General features: G+C 55.2%; 23 protein-coding genes and 1 pseudogene. 11 read left to right on the top strand and 13 right to left on the bottom strand.

Annotation, left to right across the window (positions count from 1 at the left end; translation table 11 throughout):
- Positions 1-4 precede the first annotated feature (4 nt).
- Positions 5-871 carry an urea carboxylase-associated family protein gene (locus AC2FGB_RS03845; RefSeq protein ID WP_496693243.1) on the top strand — a complete coding sequence of 289 codons (867 nt, stop codon included), beginning with the start codon at positions 5-7 and terminating at the stop codon, positions 869-871.
- Here the strand turns inward: AC2FGB_RS03845 and argE are convergent.
- The 3 genes and pseudogenes from argE to AC2FGB_RS03830 form a co-directional block, all read right to left on the bottom strand.
- Positions 868-2025 carry an acetylornithine deacetylase gene (gene argE, locus AC2FGB_RS03840; protein ID WP_496693242.1) on the bottom strand — a complete coding sequence of 386 codons (1158 nt, stop codon included), beginning with the start codon at positions 2023-2025 and terminating at the stop codon, positions 868-870. The two genes, AC2FGB_RS03845 and argE, sit on opposite strands and share 4 nt — an antisense overlap.
- Positions 2022-2249: pseudogene (locus tag AC2FGB_RS03835) on the bottom strand (ectoine hydrolase DoeA); the annotation flags it as partial. The gene argE and the pseudogene AC2FGB_RS03835, both read right to left, overlap by 4 nt.
- Before the next feature lie 69 nt (positions 2250-2318).
- Positions 2319-2450, bottom strand: coding sequence for a hypothetical protein (locus AC2FGB_RS03830; RefSeq protein ID WP_425595910.1), 132 nt, complete (start codon positions 2448-2450; stop codon positions 2319-2321).
- A gap of 154 nt (positions 2451-2604) precedes the next feature.
- Here AC2FGB_RS03830 and AC2FGB_RS03825 point away from each other — a divergent pair, with 154 nt between their 5' ends.
- The 6 genes from AC2FGB_RS03825 (at position 2605) to AC2FGB_RS03800 (ending at position 10450) form a co-directional block, all read left to right on the top strand.
- Complete coding sequence (locus tag AC2FGB_RS03825) at positions 2605-3648, top strand: pyridoxal-phosphate dependent enzyme (protein ID WP_496693241.1); 1044 nt, start codon at positions 2605-2607, stop codon at positions 3646-3648.
- A gap of 576 nt (positions 3649-4224) precedes the next feature.
- Entirely contained in the window at positions 4225-5316 is a 1092-nt protein-coding gene (locus tag AC2FGB_RS03820) for an ABC transporter ATP-binding protein (RefSeq protein ID WP_142634174.1), read from the top strand.
- Between the two features lie 101 nt (positions 5317-5417).
- Positions 5418-6506: an extracellular solute-binding protein gene (locus AC2FGB_RS03815; RefSeq protein WP_142634172.1), complete on the top strand. Its 1089-nt coding sequence runs from the start codon at positions 5418-5420 to the stop codon at positions 6504-6506.
- Positions 6507-6576: 70 nt separating this feature from the next.
- Complete coding sequence (locus AC2FGB_RS03810; RefSeq protein WP_271946783.1) at positions 6577-7851, top strand: ABC transporter permease; 1275 nt, start codon at positions 6577-6579, stop codon at positions 7849-7851.
- 5 nt (positions 7852-7856) lie between these two features.
- Positions 7857-9068, top strand: a complete 1212-nt coding sequence (locus AC2FGB_RS03805) for an ABC transporter permease (protein WP_271946786.1) — start codon at positions 7857-7859, stop codon at positions 9066-9068.
- Positions 9069-9229: 161 nt separating this feature from the next.
- Positions 9230-10450 (top strand): aminopeptidase P family protein, encoded by a 1221-nt coding sequence (locus AC2FGB_RS03800; protein WP_496693240.1) that lies wholly within the window; start codon positions 9230-9232, stop codon positions 10448-10450.
- A gap of 21 nt (positions 10451-10471) precedes the next feature.
- Here the strand turns inward: AC2FGB_RS03800 and speB are convergent, their stop codons facing one another.
- Positions 10472-11446 carry an agmatinase gene (gene speB, locus AC2FGB_RS03795; RefSeq protein ID WP_281994703.1) on the bottom strand — a complete coding sequence of 325 codons (975 nt, stop codon included), beginning with the start codon at positions 11444-11446 and terminating at the stop codon, positions 10472-10474.
- Positions 11447-11578: 132 nt separating this feature from the next.
- Here speB and AC2FGB_RS03790 point away from each other — a divergent pair, with 132 nt between their 5' ends.
- From AC2FGB_RS03790 to AC2FGB_RS03780, 3 genes are all read left to right on the top strand, one after another.
- On the top strand, positions 11579-12421 hold the full coding sequence (locus tag AC2FGB_RS03790) for a glycosyltransferase family 25 protein (protein WP_281972190.1): 843 nt from the start codon (positions 11579-11581) through the stop codon (positions 12419-12421).
- A 94-nt stretch (positions 12422-12515) separates the two neighbouring features.
- Positions 12516-12917 carry a group I truncated hemoglobin gene (locus tag AC2FGB_RS03785; protein ID WP_345741800.1) on the top strand — a complete coding sequence of 134 codons (402 nt, stop codon included), beginning with the start codon at positions 12516-12518 and terminating at the stop codon, positions 12915-12917.
- The gene (locus AC2FGB_RS03780) at positions 12914-13972 is read left to right on the top strand and encodes an adenylate/guanylate cyclase domain-containing protein (protein WP_271946800.1); all 1059 of its coding nucleotides are present in this window, start codon (positions 12914-12916) and stop codon (positions 13970-13972) included. Before AC2FGB_RS03785 ends, AC2FGB_RS03780 begins: the two co-directional genes overlap by 4 nt.
- A gap of 5 nt (positions 13973-13977) precedes the next feature.
- Here AC2FGB_RS03780 and AC2FGB_RS03775 read toward each other — a convergent pair whose 3' ends face one another.
- The 8 genes from AC2FGB_RS03775 to guaA all read right to left on the bottom strand — a co-directional run bounded on the left by AC2FGB_RS03775 (position 13978) and on the right by guaA (position 22426).
- Positions 13978-14592, bottom strand: coding sequence for a TetR/AcrR family transcriptional regulator (locus AC2FGB_RS03775; RefSeq protein ID WP_142634158.1), 615 nt, complete (start codon positions 14590-14592; stop codon positions 13978-13980).
- Between the two features lie 104 nt (positions 14593-14696).
- Positions 14697-15566, bottom strand: coding sequence for a polyphosphate kinase 2 (gene ppk2, locus AC2FGB_RS03770; protein ID WP_281994702.1), 870 nt, complete (start codon positions 15564-15566; stop codon positions 14697-14699).
- A 49-nt stretch (positions 15567-15615) separates the two neighbouring features.
- Complete coding sequence (locus AC2FGB_RS03765; RefSeq protein WP_496710083.1) at positions 15616-16500, bottom strand: alpha/beta fold hydrolase; 885 nt, start codon at positions 16498-16500, stop codon at positions 15616-15618.
- A 58-nt stretch (positions 16501-16558) separates the two neighbouring features.
- Complete coding sequence (metA, locus tag AC2FGB_RS03760) at positions 16559-17476, bottom strand: homoserine O-acetyltransferase MetA (RefSeq protein ID WP_496693239.1); 918 nt, start codon at positions 17474-17476, stop codon at positions 16559-16561.
- Positions 17477-17515: 39 nt separating this feature from the next.
- Complete coding sequence (locus AC2FGB_RS03755) at positions 17516-18388, bottom strand: ATPase (protein WP_496693238.1); 873 nt, start codon at positions 18386-18388, stop codon at positions 17516-17518.
- Positions 18389-18620: 232 nt separating this feature from the next.
- Positions 18621-19745 carry an OmpP1/FadL family transporter gene (locus AC2FGB_RS03750; protein ID WP_142634147.1) on the bottom strand — a complete coding sequence of 375 codons (1125 nt, stop codon included), beginning with the start codon at positions 19743-19745 and terminating at the stop codon, positions 18621-18623.
- Between the two features lie 125 nt (positions 19746-19870).
- Positions 19871-20770: a DMT family transporter gene (locus tag AC2FGB_RS03745; protein ID WP_496693237.1), complete on the bottom strand. Its 900-nt coding sequence runs from the start codon at positions 20768-20770 to the stop codon at positions 19871-19873.
- A gap of 96 nt (positions 20771-20866) precedes the next feature.
- On the bottom strand, positions 20867-22426 hold the full coding sequence (guaA, locus tag AC2FGB_RS03740; RefSeq protein WP_271946816.1) for a glutamine-hydrolyzing GMP synthase: 1560 nt from the start codon (positions 22424-22426) through the stop codon (positions 20867-20869).
- A 277-nt stretch (positions 22427-22703) separates the two neighbouring features.
- On the opposite strand from guaA, the gene AC2FGB_RS03735 reads away from it, so the two are divergent.
- Positions 22704-24248, top strand: a complete 1545-nt coding sequence (locus AC2FGB_RS03735; protein ID WP_281972186.1) for a trimethylamine methyltransferase family protein — start codon at positions 22704-22706, stop codon at positions 24246-24248.
- On the opposite strand, the gene AC2FGB_RS03730 is transcribed toward AC2FGB_RS03735, so the two are convergent.
- Positions 24241-24549, bottom strand: coding sequence for a DUF6477 family protein (locus tag AC2FGB_RS03730; protein WP_142634139.1), 309 nt, complete (start codon positions 24547-24549; stop codon positions 24241-24243). The two genes, AC2FGB_RS03735 and AC2FGB_RS03730, sit on opposite strands and share 8 nt — an antisense overlap.
- Positions 24550-24643 lie beyond the last annotated feature (94 nt).

Raw genomic sequence — 24643 nt, 5'->3', positions numbered from 1 at the left:
GGTCATGAAGTTGAAACATCCGAATTTTAAACCTCCGGCAGACGCAAATGACCGGAAAGAGATCCCTCCGGTCATTTGCTATCCGCCCGAAACGATGCCGCAACCTGATCTGGTTGCGTTGACCGACCTGAGGCAGCATGCGGTGAAAACCGCCGAAGTCATAGCAGCCCCGCGTGATGCAGCCTGTATTGAAGTGCCCGCGGGGGCCTTTATTCGTGTGGTGTCGGTCGATGGCGCGCAGGTCGGTGATCTGAACATGTGGAACAAGCACGACCTGACCGAACGGTTCTATTCCGGCAAAACCCGCGCGCTGCATGGCACGCATCTGTCGACCGGGGATCGGATGTGGTCAAGTTTTCCAAATATGCGACCCATGGCGACCATCGTCACGGATACTCTGGATTGGTATGGGTTCGATTCATACGGCGGATCCGTGCATGACGTAATCGGGACCCGCTGTGACCCATATACCGGGCGACTGCTGTCTGGTGATGACTTCCATCATTGCTGCCATTCCAACTTGACACGCGCTTTGGCCAGCCATTGTGGCCTGCCGCTGCATGAGGCCGAAATGCACGTCCACGACGTGTTGAACGTCTTCATGTGCACCGGATTTACGCAGGACACAGGCCAATACTTCATGAAGGCAAGCCCGGTGCGTCCGGGTGATTATCTGGAATTCTACGCCGAGATTGACCTGATCGTCGGCCTTTCAGCTTGTCCCGGGGGCGATTGCTCGTCCGAGCATTCCTCGGACGCAGCCGCTTGTTATCCATTGGTTATGGAAGTCTATGACCCCGGTGAAGACATCCGAAACGCGCATATTCAGCCCAAGCGATCTGCTTATGATCGCACCCATGGGGCAGGTTAAGAGGTCAGGCGTAGCCCAAGCCGGTCCAGCATCCGACAGCATAGGTCGAGCTGTTCGATCTCGACGTACTCATCTGCTTTATGGGCCTGTGTGATCGAGCCGGGACCGCAGACAATCGCATGGGTGCCAAGCTGCTGAAACAGGCCAGCTTCAGTGGCGAATGACACAACACCTGTTCCGTTCGCCCCAGTCAGCTCGGCAACCAGTTTGCGGGCGGCGTTTTCTTCCATTGGCTCAAGGCCTGCAACCTCGGCCGTGATATCCTGCGTGATGCTGGCTTCACTATGGACGGCCTGCATTTCGGGTAGCAGGCTGTGGGTCACATAGTCAGACAGGGTTTGCTTGACGAAATCCGCATCGCTGGCCTGAACCGGGCGCATTTCCCAGCCGACATCGGCTTTGCTGGCAATGACGTTATGGGCGACGCCGCTATTGAAGAACCCCACGTTTATAGTGGTCCAGGGTGGCTCGAAGGGGCTGTTTGTTGGCGCGCGGGATTTCAATATCTGACGCAGTTCCAGAAGTTTTCCTACATAGCGTGCCGCGTATTCCGCCGCATTAACCCCATCATCCGGGGCCGAGCTGTGTCCTTCGAGCCCGACAAATCGTGTCGTGTATTCATAGCACCCCTTATGCCCTTCGATCAGGCACATTTCGGTGGGCTCTCCGATTATTGCGATATCCGGCACTATTCCTCGTTCGGAAAGATCGTTCACCATGTTCTGCGCGCCCAAACATCCGGTTTCTTCATCATAGGTGAAGGCAAAGTGCAGCGGTTGGGTCAGTTTTCTGGCATCCAGCGTTTCGGCAAGTGCAAGTGCGGCGGCGATGAAGCCCTTCATGTCACAGGTGCCACGTCCGTAAAGTCTGCCATCTTTCTCGGTCATCAAAAACGGGTCTGATGTCCAGTTCTGATCCGCGACGGGAACCACATCCGTGTGGCCGGATAACAAGATGCCGCCGGGAATGTCTGGGCCCATGGAAGCAAATACATTGGCCTTGGTGCCAGTATCATCCCGGGTTTCGATGCAGCGTGCACCCAAGGCCTGCAACCTGTCCCTTAGATAGCCGATGATCTTAAGATTGCTGTCTGCAGATACCGTTTCAAACGCGATCAGATCGGCGAGGATATCTTGGGTTCTTTGCAGGGTCATGGCTTTACAAACAGCTTTCTTGGGCGGTTACAGAAACATTCGGCAGGACCGGTATCGGTGATCTCTAACCCCCAGTCATTCAACCAGAGGCCAGGCATAAAGTGAAACGTCTTGCCAGGTTCCTGGATTGTCTCATCCTCGGGACACAGAGATATCGTGCGCTCACCCCAGTCCGGGAGATAGCTCAGACCTACTGGATAGCCACAGCACGCGCGGCTTTCAATGTGGACGTATCTGACAATCAGGCATCCACACTGTACGTCGTTCCCATTTGTATCCTGATTGCGTCCCCACTAGATCGGGTCTGCGTCATGAAAGACCGAAACGCCCTGATGGACGTAGAACGACCACCCCTCGTTTCCGGTTAGCCACGTCATGTTCGAAGGATCTTCGAAGAACAGCGCGTCCAGCCCGGCCTTGGCCACGGCTTTTCGTGATTGGACAGACGACGGTCATATTCCCCCCGAGTGAATGCCGGATTCACTTGGCTCATCGGATCCTCGTGTCGTGATTAGAGACGTGTTGACAGAACTTTACGAATCCGATCACGTCAATGGACAACTCAGGAAGGAAATACTGTTGAAACTCAGTTCAAACCCACACCGCGGCAAGGAAAAATTGATTCCTGATGCTCCATTTCCTTCGATAAACGCGGCTCGCGTAGCTGATTTGTTAACAGTATGCCCTGCAGCAGCGGAAACCAATCTGGTAGAAGCCAAGGATTTGGCCAATGTCGCCGATCTATGGGTCAAAGATGAGCGTGGGCGTATGAACCTCGGGTCATTCAAGGCTTTGGGGGCTGCCTATGTCATCGCCCGTCACGCTGCTGATCTGGCGCAGACACCGGATGAGTCTACTTTACGCGGGAAAACCTATGTCACCGCTAGCGCGGGTAACCACGGGATGAGTGTAGCAGCAGGTGCACGGATATTTGGGGCTGATGCAGTGGTCTATATCGCCGAAACCGTACCTGAAAGTTTCGCGGAACGCCTTCGTGCGCAAAAAGCCAGGGTCGTTCGTCAAGGTACGGATTATGCCGCCAGTATGGAGGCTGCTGGCAAAGCGGCGCAGGATAACGGTTGGACATTGCTATCTGACAGTTCGTGGGACGGGTATTACGAGCTGCCGCACACCCTGATGGAGGGATATCTGCAGATGGCTGCAGAAGCGGTGCGCCAATGCCCAAATGCGCCCACGCATGTCATTTTGCAGGCCGGGGTAGGTGGGCTAGCAGGGTCGGTTGCAGCTTATGCGCGCCATGCCTGGGGTGATGGACCCAAAATCATTGTCGTGGAACCCGAAGCGGCCCCTGCGTTGCAAGCCAGTATCGAAGCAGGTACCTGCGTCTTTGCGGATGGGCCTGACAGCATCATGGGGCGGCTGGACTGTAAAGAACCATCGCTGATCGCGCTGAATGGTCTGGCGCGGGATGCAGACTGTTTTCTGACGCTCTCGGATGACGACGTGGTGCGGTATTTACCGGCCATGGCAGAGGCTGGGTTGGCGACAACTGCTTCGGGCGGGGCGGGCGTCGCAGCAGCGATGAATGCAGATGTCTGCGAGGCCCTGAACATTGGAAGCGATGCCCAAGTTCTGTGCATTTTATCCGAAGTACCGGATTGAAGAAGGCCAAGAAGCATCTGAATCCTGCCCTGGAATAAGCGCAGGAAGCGGCAAGTTAAGAGGGTGCAACTGCCCCCAAAGGCAGAATCCGATTGCGCCTGAAAACGCGGGGTTCGCAAATCCGTACCTCTGCCCTATCAAAATGAGATTAATAGCCCCCCAAAGCGCGGTTTCTAGATTGGATTGCACCAGATAATTTTGGCGTTTTCCAATCGGTCAAGGAATTTCGACATGCGAATCTCTCAGCAACTCAGTATCGATGTCGAGGTCTGGGCTGGGAGATGCGGCGGTTTAAATAGCAATTATAACTCATTTAAATAATTAGATTTATGTTGTTGATTGGGAAGTTAAATAGAGGCGAATGAAGCAAGTTAATTACGCCATTCAAGGCCTTGCGTTGCGGACGAGATATCGAAATATCAGTTGAGCTGAAGTGAATTACAGGATTCTTTGTCGCCTAGCTGTCACATTTATGGTTGCGTGGTTGGTCCCCCATGTCCTTAAATAGGGTGGACTGGTCTTTGAGATCCGGATGAACCGGGCAAGCAAAGACCGCACAGGGGAGCCAAGTTGGTAATGTCAAATGACGCAGCGTTCGTCGAATTTCAGCGTGTTCAAAAATCTTATGACGGCGAGATACTCGTCGTAAAAGACCTTAATCTCTCGATGCCAAAAGGTGAGTTTCTAACTATGCTCGGCCCCTCGGGGTCAGGCAAGACAACTTGCCTAATGATGTTGGCCGGATTTGAAACCGCTACTCATGGCGAAATCATGTTGGACGGACGCCCGATCAACAACATTCCACCACATAAGCGCGGGATTGGCATGGTGTTCCAAAACTATGCATTGTTCCCGCATATGACTGTGGCTGAAAACCTTTCGTTCCCGCTTGAAGTGCGCAACATCGGCAAAAGCGATCGGGAAGAAAAAGTGAAGCGTGCGCTGGATATGGTCCAGATGGGCGCCTTTGGCAGCCGTCGTCCGGCGCAACTGTCCGGCGGTCAGCAGCAGCGGATCGCCTTGGCCCGTGCTTTGGTGTTCGAGCCTGAGCTAGTTTTGATGGACGAACCGCTGGGCGCGCTGGACAAGCAATTGCGCGAACATATGCAGTTCGAGATTACCCGTCTGGCGCATGAGCTGGGGATTACGACAGTTTACGTGACCCACGACCAGACAGAGGCGCTGACGATGTCGGATCGCGTGGCCGTGTTCGACGACGGACGCATCCAGCAGCTTGCGCCGCCGGATCTGCTCTATGAAGAGCCCGAAAATAGCTTTGTTGCCCAGTTCATTGGTGAAAACAACACCTTGGAAGGCGCTGTTAAGTCAATCGACGGCGACTCGTGCGTGGTTGCACTGGATGATGGATCAGAAATTGACGCTAAACCGGTCAATGTCAGCGCTGCTGGTGAACGGACCAAAGTTTCAATCCGCCCCGAACGGGTGGAGTTCAACAAAGATCGCCTGCATGCCGATGCGCATACGCTAAAGGCGACTGTCAAAGAATTCATCTATATGGGTGATGTCTTCCGGTTTCGCCTATCTGTGGCGGGCAATGAAGACTTTATCATTAAGACCCGAAACGCTCCCGATGCGGTTCGGTTGTCGCCCGGCCAGGAAGTTGAAATCGGTTGGTTGGCCCATGATTGCCGGGCACTTGACGCCTGAGGAAGAACGTCCCCTGGTGGATCGCTGGGGGGTAAATGGCGGCCGGGTTGCCCCGTGATCCGGTCTGTTCAGAAATTTACGGGTATAACAGGGAGTTAACAATGAAAGTTAAGACCACTTTGATGGCAAGCGCCATTGTTGCCGTGGCCGGAGGCGCCATGGCCGAGGAGATGACGATTGTCTCGTGGGGCGGCGCCTATTCCAAGTCACAGCTGAAGGCGTATCACGAGCCCTATTCTGAAAAGAGCGGCATCACTATCCTTAACGATGACAGCTCGGCCGAAGCGGTTGCCAAGCTGCGCGCGATGAACGAAGCGGGCAACATCACCTGGGACGTAGTGGATGTTGTTGCTGCGGACGCAATTCGACTGTGTGACGAAGGTCTGGCGATGGAGATCGACCCCGACACCATGCTGGCCCCGGCGCCCGACGGCACCTCGGCTGCCGATGATTTCGGTGACCTGCTGGTCAGCGAGTGCTTTATCCCGCAGATCGTGTATTCGACTACATTCGGCTATCGTACAGACCTGGTAGGTGACACACCTCCGACCGATGTCTGCGCCGTATTTGATTTGGAGGCTTATCCGGGCAAGCGTTCACTGGAAAAGCGCGCCATCAACAACATGGAATGGGCGCTGATCTGTGACGGCGTCGCCAAAGATGACGTTTATGACGTTCTGGCGACCCCTGAAGGTCAGGATCAGGCATTGGCGAAACTGGGAACCATCAAGGACAACGTCGTCTGGTGGTCCGCGGGTGCCGACACGCCGCAGCTTCTGGCCGATGGCGAGATCATCATGGGCTCGACCTATAACGGCCGTCTGTTCAGCGTGATCGAAGAGCAGAAGCAGCCCGTTGCCATGCTGTGGGACGCGCAGATCTTTGACCTGGACGGCTGGATCATCCCCGCCGGTCTGAGCGAAGAGCGTCAGCAGCGTGCGCTGGACTACATCATGTTCGCAACGGACACGCAGCGTCTGGCGGATCAGGCTAAGTACATCTCGTACGGTCCGGCCCGTGCCTCTTCGGCTCCGCTGGTTGGTCAGCATGCCGAGCTTGGCATCGACATGGCGCCGCACATGCCGACCGATCCGGAAAACGCCAAGAACACGTTCCTGTATAACTACGAGTTCTGGGCGGATTACCGCGATGACATCGAAGCGAAATTCCAGGCTTGGCTTGCGAAATAATCGTTTGATTTCATGAAACAGTCGGGGGCGGTGCGCCGCCCCCAGACCCAAGCAGAGTCAAGGGGCACAAATGACTGACGCAAGCCAAAATGCGGGGCCGATGCTGGCAGCGGACGGAACGCCGCTCAAGCAATCGCTGGCACGTTCACTGCGGCGGCAGAAATTACGAGCATTGATGCTCGTCGCTCCGCTTCTGCTATTTGTCATGTTTTCCTTTATCGTGCCGATTGCTTCAATGCTGTTCCGCTCGGTTGAAAACAGCATGGTTTCAGAGACCCTCCCGCTTACTGTGGAAGCCCTGCAAAGCTGGGACGCCCAAAGCGGTGAGCTTCCGGACGAAGCAGTATACGACGCATTTGTTCGCGACATGGTCGTTGCCGTTGATAGCAAAACCCACACCCGCCTTGGCTCGCGTCTGAACTACGAAGAGACTGGCATGTCTTCTTTGTTCCGCCGCTCTGGCCGGAAAATGGGCAAGCTTGACCCTGAAACCGATGGACCGTTCAAGGAACAGATCATAGAGATTCACGAGGGCTGGGGCGATCCTAAGACATGGGCAGTGATCAAGACCCATTCGCCAACGGTTACCAATGGTTATTTCCTGAACGCGGTCGATATGCGCCGCACGCCCGAAGGCGCGCAGTCGCAGCCTGAAGACAAGCAGATTCTGATCAAGCTGTTTGGCCGCACATTGTTCATGTCGCTGGTGATTACGGTGTCCTGCATCTTGTTGGCCTATCCGGTTAGCTACCTGCTGGCGACCCTGCCGATGCGGGTGTCGAACCTGCTGATGATCCTCGTTCTCTTGCCTTTCTGGACCTCACTTCTGGTGCGGACCTCGGCGTGGAAAGTGATGTTGCAACAGCAGGGCGTGATTAATGAAACATTGGTCTGGCTTGGACTTGTGGCCGATGATGCACGACTGGTGATTATCAATAACCAGATAGGCACGATCATTGCGATGACGCATATCCTGCTGCCGTTCATGATCCTGCCGATGTATTCAGTGATGCAGACGATCCCGGTGACTTACACGCGCGCGGCGAAATCCATGGGCGCGACCAACTGGACGACCTTCTGGCGTATCTACTTCCCACAATCCATTCCGGGTATCGGAGCGGGCTCGATCCTCGTGTTCATTCTGTCGATCGGTTACTACATCACGCCTGAAATCGTTGGCGGCACAAAAGGTGTCTTCATCTCGAACCGGATTGCCTATCACATCTCGTCCTCGCTGAACTGGGGGCTGGCTGCGGCCTTGGGTACAATCCTGCTGGGTGTCGTCATGCTGCTCTACTGGGTCTACGACAAGATCGTGGGCATTGATAATGTGAAGTTGGGATAATCGACATGGCTGCACTTACACCGATATCCCGCAAACCGCTCTCCATGGTTCTGCCCAGTGTCGCCTTGGCGGGTGCCTTCGCCGGCGTCTTTGTCGGCGCGGGCAACGGCTCGATCCTTTTGGGCATTCTGGGTGGCGCAGCTCTGATCGCCGCGCTGGCCTGGGTCTACATCAACGTTCTGAAGAACGAAAAACTGGCGCGCTGGATCAATATCCTGGGTTTCGGCGTCATCGGTTTCCTGTTGACAGGTCCGATGGGTGGCATTCTGGGCCTGTTGGGCGGTTGGTTTTTTATCTTCTTTATCTATTGGCTCTATGAAGGCCGGTATCGTCGCAAACTGCTCAGCTATCTGACGCCAAAACAGGTGTTCTATCACTATCTGTTCCGGGTTATCTGCGGTGCGATCTTCGTGTTCCTGATCACTCCGATCCTTGTGGTTCTGCCGCTGTCGTTCAACGCGCAGGACTTCTTTACCTTCACCCCTGAGATGCTGAGTCTGGACCCCGAAGGATATTCGCTGAAGCATTACCGCGATTTCTTCACCAACAATGAATGGCAGCGCAGCTTCAAGAACTCGCTGATCATCGCGCCGATTGCGACGATCATCTCGGTCTCGCTGGGCACGTTGGCGGCCATCGGCCTCAGCCAGAGCCACGTACCCGGCCGCCGCGTCATCATGGGCGTCCTGATCTCGCCGATGATCGTTCCGTTGATCATCTCGGCCACCGGCATGTTCTTCTTCTACAGCGATATCGGTCGCTTCATGGAAGGTACGCTGGGCATGAACAAGAACTTCGTGGGCTATGTGAAAGTTGTCCTTGCCCACGCCGTTCTGGGCATCCCTTTCGTCATCATCACCGTGACTGCGACGCTGGTGGGCTTTGATCGCTCTCTGACGCGGGCGGCGGCGAATATGGGCGCGGGCCCGGTGCGGACTTTCTTCAAGATTCAGATGCCCCTGATCCTGCCGGGCGTGATCTCGGGCGGCCTCTTCGCCTTTATCACCTCGTTTGATGAGGTGGTTGTGGTGCTGTTCGTTGGCTCTGCCAGCCAGAAGACACTGCCATGGCAGATGTTCACTGGCCTGCGCGAACAGATCAGCCCGACCATTCTGGCGGTAGCGACTATCCTAGTGGTGATCTCGATTGCGCTGTTGACCACGGTAGAGCTGCTGCGGCGGCGGTCTGAACGCATGCGGGGGCTCAGTCCCGCTTGACGCGACTCACAAGGTGATTTAGCGATTTCACCATGCACCCCGGTCACGATGGCGTCGTGACATCTAGGCGGGTGCATGGCTCTCGGTTCCCGAGGCCGCTTGTCCTGAACGCCGGGACTTGTGGCCGGGCTTTGCCTGTCCGGCATCGAGGAGAGACCAAGATGAATGATCTAAACAATCGCCCCGAATTCTTTACCTGCCACAACGGTGACAAGGCGCCTTTGCCCTTTAGTAACGCGGAATATGCACGCCGTCTGGCCAGTTTGCGCGCCACGATGGCCGCCCGCGATATTCCAGCAGTTCTGCTGACTTCCATGCAAAACATCGCCTATTACTCGGGCTTCTTGTATTGCTCGTTCGGGCGTCCCTACGGTTGCGTTGTCACTCAGGACAAATGCACCACCGTGTCGGCTAATATCGACGCCGGCCAGCCTTGGCGTCGCTCGGTTGAAGACAACGTGATCTATACCGACTGGAAGCGGAACAATTACTGGCGCGCGGTGGCTGATCTGATTGGATCAGCCGGTAGGGTCGGGATCGAAGGCGATCACATGACACTGGCAATGCGCGACACCGCACTGGATATGCTGGGCCAACCTGAACTGGTTGATATCGCACCCGACACAATGGCCGCACGCATGGTGAAATCCGCCGAAGAGATCGCGCTTATCAAAGGCGGCGCACACACAGCAGATGTGGGCGGCGCAGCCATTCACGCGGCGATCCGCGAAGGCGCGAACGAGATCGATATCGCCATGGCCGGCCGTGACGCGATGGAGGCCGAGATTGCTCGTGCTTATCCAGAAGCCGAGTACCGCGACACCTGGGTCTGGTTCCAATCCGGCCTGAACACTGATGGCGCACATAACCCGGTCACCAAGCGGGCGCTGCAAAAGGGCGATATCCTGTCGTTGAACACATTCCCGATGATCTCGGGCTATTACACTGCGCTGGAACGCACCTTGTTTCTGGGCGAACCCGACGCTGACAGCCTGCGCATCTGGAAGGCAAACGTCGCCGCGCATGAGTTGGGGCTGAGCCTGATCAAACCGGGCGCGACCTGCTCGGGGATCACGGCTGAGATCAACCGTTTCTTCGCCGACGAAGGCCTGCTGCAATACCGGTCCTTTGGCTATGGCCATTCCTTCGGCATACTCAGCCATTACTACGGTCGTGAAGCGGGTCTTGAACTGCGCGAGGATATCGACACGGTTTTGGAACCCGGCATGGTCGTGTCCATCGAGCCGATGCTGTGGATTCCTGAAGGACAGCCCGGTGCCGGTGGCTATCGTGAGCATGACATTCTAGTGGTCGAAGAGGCCGGTGCCGAGAACATCACCGGCTTCCCCTATGGGCCAGAACACAACACGATCAGCGCCTGATCACATGGGCAGGAAGGGCGATCAGCCCTTCTTGCCCCGTTCGTGAAAGATGAAGCCGATAAAGTTCAGCAGCACCTGTGCCGCCAGAATCTGCGTGCTTTCGGTTGGGTCGTAACTTGGGGCGACTTCAACAAGGTCGATCCCGACCACGTCACCGCGTTTCGCCAGCCCCTGAAGAATTTCCAGCACATCGTAATACAAAAACCCGCCATGGCTGGGCGTACCCGTACCAGGTGCGATTGAGGGGCAAAACGCGTCGATATCAATCGTAACGTAATACCGCGCGCCCTCGGGGATGCGTTCAACCACGCCCTCGGTGCCCAGTTTGCGCACCTGTCGTACGGACAAGATGTCCGAGCCGCGAGCGCGGGCATCCTCATACCCTTCCTTGGCGGTTGATGACACGTTTCGAATGCCCAGCTGGGTCATGCCCGAGACGTACGGCTTTTCAATCGCCCGCCGCATCGGATTGCCGTGGCCAGCAGTGACGCCATGACGCTCGTCAACGAAATCCAGATGCGCGTCGATCTGGACCACATGGATCGGACCGTTCTGCGCGCAATCTGAGGCAAAGGCGTTGATGCAGGGGATATTCACCGAATGATCGCCGCCGATGGTGACGGGCAGGGCGCCTGCGGACAGAATACGTTCGACGCCGTATTGAATATTGGCGTGGCTCTCATCTGTCTTGGTGTGGATAATATCGGCATCCCCAATATCGACCATCCGCACCGATCCATCCAGATAAGTGGCGTCATCCTCATGGTCATAGGCCCCGGCATGGCCAAAGCTGAACAGGGTTGAGGCCTCGCGTACAGCACGGGGCCCAAAGCGCGCGCCGGACCTCCATTGAGTGCCAAAGTCGAAAGGCGCCCCCATGACTGCGACATCCGCGTCGATATTGTCCCAATCCTCGACATACGGCGCTTTGCCGAAGGTCGAAATGCCGACGAAAGGCAGATTAAGCCGCCCACCGCTATACCCATGTGATGACATGGCGAGTTTCCCGTTTCTTGCTGTTCAACGGCAGCTTAGACAGGAATTCAAAGCTGCGATAGGTGGGGGCTGTGGGCTTGATTATCCGATTGTGCGAAGTGTATCTGGTGCAGCCATTATAAAGGAACAGCCGTGGGCCATCATGAACTGCCACCGGGAACGGGTGTCTACTATATCAATCTGGATCGGGTACCCGAGCGGCGCAACTTTATGGAGGCGCAGTTCGCCCATACCGGGCTGATCGGGGCCGCGCGTTTCAGTGCGACCGACGCGCAACAAGAAGGCGCACTGGATGGTCACGGCTATGTTGCCGGTTCCGGCAGCCGCTGGGGTCTGAAACAAAGTGAAGTCGCTTGTTTCGAAAGCCATCGCGCCGTTTGGAAGCGTGCCGTTCAGCAAGACCTGAAGGCTGTTGCGATCTTTGAAGACGATGTCGAAATGTCGACCCAAGCTGGCGGTGTGATTGCCAGATTGCTCGAAGCAGGGTCAGGGTTCGACTTCCTAAAGCTGGACTATTCCCCCCGGGTGCTGCGGTTTGGGCCAGAACTACAGATTTCCGGCGTACCGGTTCGCCCGATGCTGGAAATGGCACCCAGCGCGGCCGCATATATCCTGTCGCAGGCGGCCTGCCGTAAATTGCTGATGTGGTCCGAGAAATACTCGGATCACCTGGATGATTTCGTATCTATCCCCCGCCCGGATTGGCAAATGTATCAGTGTTTTCCAGCAGTCGGCGTTCAAATGATCTGGTCGAAACAGCAAGATCAGGCTGAAGATTCCGTGAAAGTCAGTGAACGTTCACAAAACAGAAAGACCAATAGCGGTCTGGATAAGGGACCCCTGTGGTTTCGCATTCGTCGCGAATTGCAGGCCGCGAAACGCAAGTTGTATTGGCGCCAGAGAGGCGAAGCCCGATTGCTTGAAAGCGGGGGGTATGTCGGATTTATCCCCTGTGCCGAAGACCTGAGGGTTTAGTTTAGATCATGAGCTGATCACGTCTTTCCAACCAAGCAAAAATAGTAATTCTCGATAAGCGTTAACAAAACTGTCAATTTGATATAAACTTCCAGTGTTGTTGGTGTTTTTCCGGTTTGGGGTTGGTGTGGGTCAGACAATCTATGAGCATTATGGCGGTTTCAAAACGATCAGTCGGATCGTAATGACTTTTTACGAAATGGCACTGGAGTCTGATCAGATCGGTGACCATTTCGAAGATATCGACATGCCAAGGCTGATTGATCACCAGACCAAGTTCGTATCGTCTCTGATCGGTGGTCCGACATCATTTAGCGATGATCGAATTGAAGCGGTTCACAGAAATCTGAACATCTCGCACGCAGATTTTGACGAAATGGCAGATCTGTTTGGTGAAGCGCTGGCGTTACATGGAATGGAAGATCGGCACGTAAAGATTGCCTTGGGAGCGATCGAATCCAAACGCGCAATTATTGTTACGCGCGATGCGGCATGAGTATTCTTGCGATCAATGAACAACTGCTGCGCGCGATCGGTGTTGGTGTCGCAGTGGTTCGGGCGTCAGATCTTACATTCGTATTCTGCAACGGCCCTTTTCAGGAATGGTTTGGCCCTCCGGCTAATGGACAGACATTGTTGGATATTTTTCCTGACCTTGATGCGCGTGAACTTGAAGACGTAAAGCAATCGGGGCTCAGATACTCGGTCGAATTGCAGATCAAGCCGAAACGCAGGACATTGGTTTTCGCAACGGCAGTTTCTCTGGCAAACGGTCTTTCGGAACAGGTTCTGGTCATCGAGTTTCAGAACATCACCAAAATCCGCGAACTTGAAAGCATGATTGACAGCTACTCGACCATGGTCGAACGCAACACGCGCGAGTTGGAGCGTGAGAAAGAGCGGGTTGAAAGGCTGTTGCTGAACCTGATGCCGCGCGCTGTTTATGAAGAATTCAAGACATTCGGTGTGGTCACGCCGCAGCTTTACGATCAGGTGTCAGTTGTGATGCTGGACTTTGTGGGGTTCACGGATTTTGCCGCCAAGACGGACCCGACGGTTACCCTAAGCGAGTTGAATGACATCTTTACTGCCTTTGACCGGATTGTCGAACAGTTCGGATGTGAGCGGATCAAGACTATTGGCGATGCTTATCTTGCGGTGTCCGGCATGCCGGATGCTACGCCAGATCATGCGACTGCTGCTGCCCATTGTGCGGTCAGGTTCCTTCGCTATCTTGAGCGGAGAAATGAAAGCCATCCGCACAAGTGGCAGGCACGTGTGGGACTGGGTATGGGGCCAGCGGTGGGATCTGTGGTTGGTATTCAGAAATATGTCTATGATGTATTCGGACCCGCCGTGAACATCGCTTCCCGGCTGCAAGTCTTTGCAAACCCAATGAACATTGTTGCGCCTGAAGAAATGAAATACGCCCTGATTGACGAGTTTCAGGTCTCTGATATCGGGCGTGTGGACATCAAGGGCATGGGTGAGATGGATCTAATTAATGTCACATCCGGTCTCAGCATTCCGCAACGGAAACCGGTGTTCTGACGGCCTTATTCGTCCGGAGGCACCAGCCCTAGTCCCCGTAGATATATACCGATCCCCGTTTCCAAAAGATCTTCGGGCGGGAAGGGTGCGGTGGCGCCGGTGTTACGGGCAAACAATTCGACTACACCGTGACTCAGCGCCCAGATATGTGCGCTGAACATTGAAGCTGGCGGACGTTTTTCCGGCGGAATATGTTGCGACAGATCGGCTGCAGCTTTCTCCAGAACATCTCTGGCCCGGTTTGCAGCTAGGGCAAGTTCTGGGGTGCGGTTGACAGAAATCCCACTTTCGAACATCGCGATATAGTGGCCAGGATTCTTGCGCGCAAAGGCCAGATAGGCGCGCCCGGTTGCTTCGAATGCAGCCAGCGCCGAAGGCTGGCCTTTGTCATAAGCGAATTGAATTAGATCGGCGAACATCTCGAACCCTTGACGCGCCGCCTCGGCGATCAGGTCCTCGCGCCCGTGATAGTGGCGATAAACAGCTGCAGGCGTGACGCCTGCCGCTTTTGCAGCCTCTGACAGGGTGAACCCGGTCGGACCCTTTTCCTCGATCAGGGACAGAGCTGCGTCGATCAGAGCCTGTTTCAGGTTGCCGTGGTGATACCCGCGTTTTGTCATCCCTGATTCAGACGCCTTTTTTGTTCAATTCTTGAGGAACTAAGACATAAACCGGTAGCACGTATTCGTCCAATCTTTGTGATGATATTGGCCGGCAAGAAAGATCAGGCATCCCAGATATCTGGCCCGCCACATATCTTGGTGTCGATATCGCCAATCGCATTTTTGTCCTTTTCATCATAGTCCAGCGCATGAAGCACGGTTCGGATTGCTGCCAGCCTTGCCCGTTTCTTGTCGTCGGAACGAACTATGGTCCAGGGGCAGGCTTCGCTGTGACTGCGTGTAAGGGTTTCGGAAATCGAAGCAGAGTATTCATCCCATTTGTCCAAACCAGCGATATCGATTGGGCTTAGCTTCCAGTGTTTCAATGGGTCCGTTTCGCGCGCAAGAAACCGGTTCAACTGCTCGGCCCGTCCGACGTTCAACCAGAACTTGAACAAGCGGATACCATCGTCACACAGGCCGGTCTCTAACGGCAGAACCTGTCGGAAGAAGCGTTCACGCTGTTCTGTGTTGCAGAACCCAAACACATTTTCCACCACGCCGCGGTTATACCAGCTGCGGTCAAAGAACACGATTTCTCCGGCTGCGGGCAGATGTGGGATATAGCGCTGAAAATACCATTGGCTGCGCTCTTGATCCGATGGCTTGCTGAGCGCAACATTCCGGGCCCCACGCGGGTTCAGGTTCTCACGGAACCGCTTGATTGTCCCGCCTTTTCCAGCGGCATCGCGGCCTTCGAAGATAACAGCGACACGCTGGCCGGTTTCCTTCACCCAAAGCTGCATTTTCACAAGCTCGATTTGCAGGGACTGCATTTGTTTCTCATACGCCTTACGCTTCATGCGTTCGTCATAGGGGTATGTAGGGTTCAGAATGTCATCCTTATCGGCCTCTTTGATCTCGTTCCGGACTTCTTCTGGTGCACGTTTTTTGTAATATTCCTCGATGGTGCCTTTGCCAGTTCGTGTCATGAGTCACCTCGCGATAAAATCCATATCTTACTATGGATTAGCCTCGGAATTAACGCAAACCCGCCCGCTGAGCAGCCCGGATGATTGCGGCCGCTACTTCGGGTGCGGCCACGATCTGTGGCATATGGCCAATTCCCGGCAATTCGATCAGTTCAGCGCCGGGGATTTGGTCGATCAGGGGTTCCGCATGCCATTCCAACCCGACCGTTGTGTCGGCGGTGCCATGCACAACCTCGGTCGGGACCGAAATATCCTTATAGCGCGGCTGCAGCGCACGAACTTCGTCCAACAGATTGGCGCGTTGCATTGCGTTGGCATGCATCGAAGCCGGGCGCATGGTCAGCCCGGGGCCGAAATGTTCGGCATAACCTTCGGGCGCTTTTTGGGGAGCAAAGACACTATCCATCGCCTGTTCGACATACCAATCGGGGACAAAGGCGTTGATCAACGGCAGCACAAGCGCGTTTCCGGGCTTGGTCGCGGCAATTCGGTTGAAACCATCCAGCGGCGTTTCCCAAGGGATCGCGGCGGGGGCAATCAACACCAGCGCCGAGATGTGTTCGGGCTGTGTAACCGCCCAGGCCAGCGACACCGACCCGCCATAGCTTTGCCCTGCAACAATGGGTTTGTCCGCGCCCAGCTTGACAGCTGCACGGCGTAGGGTTTCGGCTTGTTCTTCAAGGGTTTCGCCGTCCGGATTGAAGCTGTCGGAATACCCCAGTCCGGGCCGGTCAAAAACAATGACACGGAAATCTTCTGCCAGAATTGGTGCGAGGGCAAAAGTCATGTCCCGAGTGTTTCCGCTGGACCCGTGGATCAGCACGACATCGGGCCCGCGCCCTATGACTACGGCATGAACGCTGACTCCATCGACGTCGATCAGCTGACCCTCGGGTGGGAAACTGGCCTCGGCTACAGCTTCGTTCCGTGACACGCGCCAAGTTGTTGCGGTGGCCAGGCCAGCAATCAGCAGGGCAAAAGCTATGATGGTTTTAAGAACCAATTTGATCCATATCGAACGGTGTTGTCTGATAGATTTCGTTAATCCAGTTGCCATAGAGCAGGTGCGCATGGCTGCGCCATCTGTTCTGAGGCCGGCGCGAGGGGTCGTCGCCTGGATAGTAGTTCATCGGCACGTTTATCGGTGTGCCGTTGTCGATATCGCGATCATATTCCTGCTTGAGCGTATCACTGTCATATTCAAAGTGGTTGAAGATATAAATCGCACGATGGTCCTTATCTTCGACTAAGCAGGGGCCTGCCTCATCACTACCCAGCAAGGTGGTCAGGCCCGTAGCGTTGTCGATTTCGGCCTGCTTCATCTCGGTCCACCGGCTGACCGGGATGACGCAATCATCGGAAAACCCGCGCAGAAACGGTGAAGAGGGGGCCAGATTGCGGTGCCGGAAACATCCGAAAGCCTTGGCGTCCAAAATATGCTTACGCACCCCATGGAAATGGTTGATCATCGCCATTCCGCCCCAGCACACGCCAAAGGTCGAATGGACATTTGTCTGGGTCCAGTCAAATACTTCGCTGATCTCTTCCCAATAGGTGACATCCTCGAATTCAAGATGTTCGATAGGGGCGCCGGTGATGATCAGGCCGTCAAATTTTTGGTCCCTTACCTCCTGAAACGGGCGGTAGAACTCGGCCATGTGCTCGGCTGCGGTGTTCTTGGTCCGATGTTCGGTCATACGGATCAGCGACAGGTCGATCTGCAGAGGGGTTGCACCGATGAGGCGAGCGAACTGGTTTTCGGTCTGAATCTTCTTGGGCATCAGATTCAGCAACCCGATCCGAAGGGGGCGAATATCCTGACGCATTGCCTGATCCTCGGACATGACCATGACGCCCTCATTGGTGAGAACGTCATATGCGGGCAGGTCAGAGGGAATCTTGATCGGCATCGGATGCAAGCCTTTGGTTTGAGAGTGTAAGTGCCGTAGTTAATCGCGCTTTGGCCGGGTCTCAAGTGCACGTTCGATCAACTCATCGAAATCACCGCCGTCGCGAATACTGTGCATGTCGCTGGCAGCGATCGTCAGACCCCAGTTGTCGGCCATTGCCCTGTATCTCGGTTGCCGGTGCGCAAGAGCTTTGGCATAGGTCCAGCGAATGAATGCGTTGGGATCGACCTGTTCGGCGGAACAGCCTTGTTGGGTCAGATATTCGTCCCAGACACGTGTCAGGAATTCGGGCTGATAAGACATGGGCTTGGGCGCACGGTCAAAGCGCCTGATCAGCTCGGACGTGTGGTCGTCATCACCTTTGATCCAAATCATCAGCGTGTGGCGCGACAGCTCAGTCAGGACCTGATCGCGCGGATCGTCGGGATCAACCCATTCGCAGATCGAACCGCCAGTATCGCAAATGAAATGCGGGTATTGGTACAATCTCTGCGCCCGATCCACGAAATACTCGGTATCCAGCAGAGCGTGAATTTCTGCCAAACGGAATTGTTCCTGACGGCGTTTATATTCGGTCAGCTCCATGCCGCCCTGTGCCGGGTTGCCCGGTTTTCCCAGATAGGCGGCGACAGGGGTCAAGTTCTCGAACGAGATATTTGATCCGATGTAAATGGAATCAGACAACAGCAGGTCACGTAGGAAAGGGACCTTCATGGCCTCGGCTTTGGCGTTGTCGATGATATACTCGCCCATGTATCGCGTGCCGATCCGGTAATCGACCGAATAGTGGAACCAGTCCCCGGAATCGCGCAGAACGTTGGACACATAGGTCTTTCCCAGGCCTGACATGCCAAAAAACAGCACCTTTTTGCGCGCGGCTTCCCGCCAGTCTTTTGCCGAGTTGTAGATCATTGTCCACTATCCCTTTTCCGACCTTGCTAAAACGGGTGGGAGGCGGCGTCAATCGCGCGTGCGCGGTTGTTTAGAACCAACAGTCTTGGGCACAGGTTTCGTTATGCCAGAATGGGAGTAGATATCTGTTCCTTGCCACGCAGGACCGCATCATCTCAATTCGTGATCATGCGGATCTATGCAAAAAAGGCTCCGCCGGAGGGCGGAGCCTTGTGAACAGTTTTGCCGCTGATCAGTTCAGAGAGTAGGTCAACTGAAGGCCGACGCTCCAGGCAGAGTTGCCGCTGAATTCACCACCCGTGGTGGTTGTCGCATCGCCAATGTCCGTATAACGGACACCGCCCGAGATCTGAGCATTTTCCACGGTGTAAGTACCGCCTACGCCAATGCTCCAGAAACCGTCAGTCGGCCCCAAGTTTGATACTTCGGTACCATTCGACTTTTCGTAAGATGTGGATATCGCGCCAGAAAAAGCTTCTGAGAACTGATATCCCATTCCAAGAGTATAGGTGAATGTGTCGTCGTCAAAGTCGACGAGGTTGTCCCCAACGATCCCGACATAGGCGGCAGGTGCCACTACTGTCTGAGGCCAGTCAACCCAGCGGATCGATCCGAACACCAGCGTTTTTGGGGCAACCCCGGTCTGGAAATCCAGGTTGATGGATTGCGGTGTCTCGACCCTGGTCGTGTCATCGATTGTTTGCAACCCGGCGGGGACGGGCGGCACTACGTTGAACGACTCGGTCGACGACAGATCGTGAGTGATCTTGGAGTTGTAGACCAGCGAAACCCGAGCTGCGATTTCAGGTTTTTCCCAGGCAACCCCGACGAGATAACCAAAGTCAGTATCGGCGTCCGCGTCAAATTCGTATCCGGCTGCTGCCGGTACAACGACTTTTGCGCTAGCACGTTGCGCGCGAATACCGCCAATGGCGCTGAAGCCACCGTCAAGCTTGTAGCGCAGCAATGCGGTGAGGGAGTCGACATCAGCGCTGGCCCTCAGAATCCCGCTGCGTCCTCCAAACGCTGCAGTTGGATTCTGCGACAGGGGATAGTCGGCGGAATACCCAATATCCGCACCGAATGGTTCATCATAGATCAGCGCAAAGTCCAGTTTGTCAGTAAATGAACGTTTGTAAGCCAGGCCCGGTGAGAAGAAAGCATTCGACACATCACCTGATTCTACGCCATTTTGTTCACCGCTTACGTCGGGTGACGCATATCCAAGACGAAGTTGGACCACGGATCCCTCTTCGAAAATGATATTGATTCCCTGTCCACTACGGTCCAGACCACCGGCTTGAATGCTTGTTGCGCCCACGCACAAAGCACACGCCTGTAGAAGCGTCTTCTTCATCCATTCCTCCCAATTATGTCGCTAAGTTGCGCGAATTTGTGGTGTCTGCGCACAACCGAGTTATTCTTACAGGTGGATTTCACTCTCTCTACAATAGCTGGTCAACGGGTGACTGAACGTTACCCTTAGTGAGTGTTGCGAGAATCTGTTGCTGAACTGTTACGGTTTTCCGACTGAACGTTAAGGAAGATACCCACAAAAATGACAGCAGCCCCCACGAGCGTCCACTGATCGAGAGCCTCATGATAGAAAAGCATACCGACAATCGCGATTGTAGGAAGGCGCGCAAAATCGAATGGGATCACAACCGTAGCCGGTGCGATTGAGAGTGCATTCGTAATGCAGAAATGCGCTAATAGGCCTGCAAGCCCTACAAGCAAAAGCCAAGGCGCGGTTGCCATCGTTGGTAACGCAAGTTCTCCGTCGATCGCAGAGGCTGCCAGCCCAAGACCAGCCTGTATAACGGTAAGCCAGAACATGATGCACCCGATGCTTGCAGAACGCGTGAGTTTTTTTGTGGAAATTGTAGTCAAAGCGAAGAACACCGCCGACATTGCGGCGGCGACAATTCCTGCGCTTAACGGAACAGCCCCCGGTCGTGCGACTATAAGGATACCAGCAAAACCGATAAGTGCTGAAAGGACCCGCACGACTGTCAACCGCTCGGCCAGCAGCATCGGGGACAGCAGGATCACCCAGATCGGTTGCGTAAACTCAAGTGCAAAGACCTGTGCCAGTGGTGCCACGGAAACAGCGTAGAACCAGAGATTCTGACCGGTGAAATGCAGGGTATTTCTTACCCCGTGAAGGCCAATCCGTTCGGTCGATACCTGATGCCACTTTCCCGTAACCGTCAGAACTAGGCTGACCACGCACATGCCGACTAGGCTGCGATAAAACATGATCTCAAACGTGTCATGGGTGACGCTCAGCTCACGTCCGGCCACGGCCATAGACGTAAAGGATGCGATCGCCCCGATCATCCACAGCGCGGCTTTGCCGATTTGGGGTTTGCTGCTTTCCATTGAGTTGCCCGCGCACTAGGAGTTCTACGATGTTGATTGGTAACTAAATATTTGTGTCGCAGAAACAAAAAAGCCGGGCGCTGGCCCGGCTTGTTTTCATTCCCACTCGATTGTGCCCGGAGGCTTCGATGTGATGTCATAGGTGCATCGGTTGATGCCTTTGACCTCATTGATGATCCGGGTGGCGGTTTCGCCCAGGAATTCATGACTGAACGGGTAATAGTCGGCGGTCATTCCGTCGACTGAGGTAACTGCCCGCAGGGCGCAGGCATAGTCGTACGTGCGGCCATCGCCCATGACACCGACGGTTCGAACCGGCAGGATCGCCACGAAGGCCTGCCAGATATCATCATAAAGCCCATGTTTGCGAATCTGGTCGATATAGATCGCATCGGCTTCGCGCAGGATATCTAGTTTTTCGCGGGTGATTTCACCGGGGCAACGGATTGCCAGACCAGGGCCGGGGAAGGGGTGGCGGCCGATAAAGCTTTGGGGCAGGCCCAGCTCGCGTCCCAATGCGCGGACTTCGTCCTTGAACAGTTCGCGCAGCGGTTCGACCAGTTTCAGACCCATTTTCTCTGGCAGACCACCAACATTGTGGTGACTTTTGATCGTGACCGAAGGCCCGCCCGAGAACGAAACGGATTCGATCACATCAGGGTAGAGGGTACCTTGGGCCAGGAATTCGGCCCCGTCGATCGTGTCGGCATGTTTCTGGAACACGTCGATGAACAGCTTGCCAATTATCTTGCGCTTGGTTTCCGGGTCGCTTTGCCCCTCAAGCTCACCTAGGAACAGATCGCTTTCATCCGCGTGGATAAGCCGAATATTATAGTTGTCGCGGAACATGCCGACGACTTCGTCAGCCTCGTTCTTGCGCAACAGGCCGTGATCAACGAACACACAGGTCAGCTGGTCGCCAATCGCCTCGTGGATCAGGATCGCCGCGACCGAACTATCGACACCTCCGGACAGACCGCAGATCACTTGTTTATCGCCCACTTGTTCGCGGATTGTCGCGATCATCTGCTCGCGATAGGCACCCATGGTCCAATCGCCGCTGAACCCGGCGAGCTTTACAAAATTCTCATAAAGCTTGGCGCCCTTTGGTGTGTGGTGCACCTCGGGATGGAATTGAACAGCATAAAAATGGCGGGACGTGTCTGCGGTGATCGCAAACGGTGCGTTGGGCGAGGTGCCATAAACCTGAAACCCCGGCGCGATTTCACTGACATGGTCGCCGTGACTCATCCAGACCTGTTCATCGCCGTCGGTGAACCAGCCATCGAGAATATCCAGTTGGCCTTTGGGGGTCACAAAGGCGCGGCCGAACTCTGCAGTGCCATGGCCGCTTTCGACCTTGCCGCCCAACTGGTGCATCATCACTTGCTGCCCATAGCAGATACCAAGGATGGGAACGCCAACGTCAAAGATTTCCTGCGGGACCCGCGGAGACCCTTCTCGTGTCACGCTATCGGGACCGCCCGAGAAAATAACGGCCTTTGGGGCCATTTTCCGAACAAAGTCCGTCGTAACATTCTGATAAGGATGGATTTCACAATAAACATTCAGCTCACGCAGGCGGCGCGCAATCAGTTGCGTTACCTGGCTGCCGAAGTCGATGATCAGAAGGCGGTCATGGGTGTCTTGGGTCATGGGTCTGCTACTAGGTTGCGAAGATGATAAGCGCAAGGGATTTCAAGTGGTATAGACACGCCAGTTGGTCGCGGTTGGGGCCTGCTTGTCTGGTGGACGGCCCCGAAGCGAATGACGAAGAGCCGCGCGACTTCAAAAACATGTGCTGGGTCATTTTGTGGCGGTTGTCCCCGACATTTTGTCGCTTTTTCCCCTATAGCGCCGTTATCCACGACTGCCATTGCGGCGGGTTCCTGTAACACACATGTAAATTCAACAACTGATACGGGATTTTCTCATGACAGAGGCAAACACCCGGCGCAGGGCGAGAGGTGGCGGTGGCGCTGCCCGCCGGGCCGAACGTACAGCGGTTCGTATCGAGACCGCAAAGTACATTGAACGCAATATTCCGAATTTCGAGGTTCTCAACGAAGAAGCGTTGCAGATCATCGAAACAAATGCGGAAACGCTTCTGGCCGAAGTCGGCGTCAATTTTGTCGACAACCCTGCGGCGCTGGAACGTTGGAAAGACGCGGGCGCCGATGTGGATGGCGAACGGGTGCGCATCCCACGCGGCCTTGCGCGCGAGTTGATCAAAACTGCGCCAAGCGAGTTCACGCAGCACGCAAGAAACCCTGAAAAGTCCGTGGTCATCGGCGGTCGCAATCTGGTTCTGGCGCCGGTCTATGGCCCTCCGTTCGTGCGTGATGCGCAAGGTGGCCGTCGCTATGCGACCATGGACGATTTCAACAAGTTCGTGAAACTGGCTTACATGTCAAAGTGGCTGCACCACTCGGGCGGTACTGTGTGCGAACCCACAGACGTTCCGGTGAACAAGCGTCACCTGGACATGCTGATGGCGCATATGACCTTATCGGACAAGCCATTCATGGGCTCGGTCACCGATCCCAGCCGCGCTCAGGATTCGGTGGAAATGTGTGAGATCCTGTTCGGCAAAGAGTTTGTTCAGGAAAACACGGTCATGACTTCGCTGACCAACATCAACTCGCCGATGACCTTCGACGATGTGATGATGGGGTCGCTGGAAGTCTACGCCAGGAATAATCAGGCCTGCATCATCTCGCCGTTCATCGTCGGTGGTGCGATGGCGCCGGTTTCGATAGCGGGGACATTGACACAGGTTCTGGCCGAAGTTTTGGCCGGTGTCGCGTACAGTCAGATCATCCGCCCGGGAGCGCCTGCTATCTTTGGTGCTTTCGTTTCGTCGATCGACATGAACTCAGGCGCGCCAACCTTTGGCACACCCGAGGCGTCAATGGTTACCTATGGCGCGGGACAGCTGGCGCGGCGTCTGGGTCTGCCGTTCCGCTCAGCCGGGTCGTTCTGTGGCTCGAAACTGCCCGATGCGCAGGCCGCTTATGAGACCGCGAACTCGCTGAACATGGGGCTGATGGCGGGTGTGAACTTCATGCTGCATTCCTGCGGCTGGCTTGAAGGCGGCCTGGTTGCGGACTTTGAAAAGTTCGTCATGGACGCAGATCAACTTGGCGTTCTGCACGGTCTGGCCAAGGGTGTGGCCTATGATGAGAACGCTCAGGCCATGGACGCAATCCGCGAGGTCGGCCCGGGTGGCCACTATCTGGGATGTGCCCATACGCAGGCAAACTTCAAAGAGGCGTTCTGGAAGTCCGACCTGCTGGACTACAAACCTTACGAAACCTGGGAAGACGAGGGCGCGCGCGATACGCGGCAGTTGGCCTCGTCTCGGGTCGAGCATTTGATTGCCAACTACAAGCAACCGGAACTCGACCCGGGAATTCACAGCGCTTTGACCGAATATGTTGAAAAGAAAAAGACCTCCATGCCGGACGCTTTCAGCTGATAACTGAAAACTGTGAGGCGCGGCTGGCTTTGTACAGCTGCGCCTCACCCAATAGCGCGATCAGAAGGTCCAAATGACGGACCAGCGAATAGCCTGCATCTTCTGCCAGTCTCTGCGCGTTAACCTCTCGTTCAATATCCATCAAACGCATCAGCGCCGCACCCGACCCAGGTAGCGATCCGTACCCAAGTATGCGTTGCAGGTGGCGGTCCCGATCATAGTCCTGTGCGCCGTGTTTGGCTGCCCGCGCCAATAGGCGGGGGCGGCGGAGGGCGGAAATCATGGTCATCAGGTCCTGCATCATTGGGCTCCACTTGTCGGATTAATGTTGCCCAATTTGTTACACAACCTAAGCGGGTGTTGCCTTAATCGGGTTCTCCCCGAACTCTCGCTTC

This window comes from Ruegeria sp. CDSC021 (assembly GCF_059610845.1).
This window is presented reverse-complemented; position numbering and strand designations above follow the sequence as displayed.

What these genes read in the sequence shown, in the direction of transcription:
- AC2FGB_RS03845 (WP_496693243.1), top strand. Translation starts at nt 5, where the DNA reads ATGAAGTTGAAACATCCGAATTTTAAACCTCCGGCAGACGCAAATGAC.
- argE (WP_496693242.1), bottom strand. Translation starts at nt 2,025, where the DNA reads ATGACCCTGCAAAGAACCCAAGATATCCTCGCCGATCTGATCGCGTTT.
- AC2FGB_RS03820 (WP_142634174.1), top strand. Translation starts at nt 4,225, where the DNA reads ATGTCAAATGACGCAGCGTTCGTCGAATTTCAGCGTGTTCAAAAATCT.
- AC2FGB_RS03815 (WP_142634172.1), top strand. Translation starts at nt 5,418, where the DNA reads ATGAAAGTTAAGACCACTTTGATGGCAAGCGCCATTGTTGCCGTGGCC.
- AC2FGB_RS03810 (WP_271946783.1), top strand. Translation starts at nt 6,577, where the DNA reads ATGACTGACGCAAGCCAAAATGCGGGGCCGATGCTGGCAGCGGACGGA.
- AC2FGB_RS03805 (WP_271946786.1), top strand. Translation starts at nt 7,857, where the DNA reads ATGGCTGCACTTACACCGATATCCCGCAAACCGCTCTCCATGGTTCTG.
- AC2FGB_RS03800 (WP_496693240.1), top strand. Translation starts at nt 9,230, where the DNA reads ATGAATGATCTAAACAATCGCCCCGAATTCTTTACCTGCCACAACGGT.
- speB (WP_281994703.1), bottom strand. Translation starts at nt 11,446, where the DNA reads ATGTCATCACATGGGTATAGCGGTGGGCGGCTTAATCTGCCTTTCGTC.
- AC2FGB_RS03780 (WP_271946800.1), top strand. Translation starts at nt 12,914, where the DNA reads ATGAGTATTCTTGCGATCAATGAACAACTGCTGCGCGCGATCGGTGTT.
- AC2FGB_RS03775 (WP_142634158.1), bottom strand. Translation starts at nt 14,592, where the DNA reads ATGACAAAACGCGGGTATCACCACGGCAACCTGAAACAGGCTCTGATC.
- ppk2 (WP_281994702.1), bottom strand. Translation starts at nt 15,566, where the DNA reads ATGACACGAACTGGCAAAGGCACCATCGAGGAATATTACAAAAAACGT.
- metA (WP_496693239.1), bottom strand. Translation starts at nt 17,476, where the DNA reads ATGCCGATCAAGATTCCCTCTGACCTGCCCGCATATGACGTTCTCACC.
- AC2FGB_RS03755 (WP_496693238.1), bottom strand. Translation starts at nt 18,388, where the DNA reads ATGATCTACAACTCGGCAAAAGACTGGCGGGAAGCCGCGCGCAAAAAG.
- AC2FGB_RS03750 (WP_142634147.1), bottom strand. Translation starts at nt 19,745, where the DNA reads ATGAAGAAGACGCTTCTACAGGCGTGTGCTTTGTGCGTGGGCGCAACA.
- AC2FGB_RS03745 (WP_496693237.1), bottom strand. Translation starts at nt 20,770, where the DNA reads ATGGAAAGCAGCAAACCCCAAATCGGCAAAGCCGCGCTGTGGATGATC.
- guaA (WP_271946816.1), bottom strand. Translation starts at nt 22,426, where the DNA reads ATGACCCAAGACACCCATGACCGCCTTCTGATCATCGACTTCGGCAGC.
- AC2FGB_RS03735 (WP_281972186.1), top strand. Translation starts at nt 22,704, where the DNA reads ATGACAGAGGCAAACACCCGGCGCAGGGCGAGAGGTGGCGGTGGCGCT.
- AC2FGB_RS03730 (WP_142634139.1), bottom strand. Translation starts at nt 24,549, where the DNA reads ATGCAGGACCTGATGACCATGATTTCCGCCCTCCGCCGCCCCCGCCTA.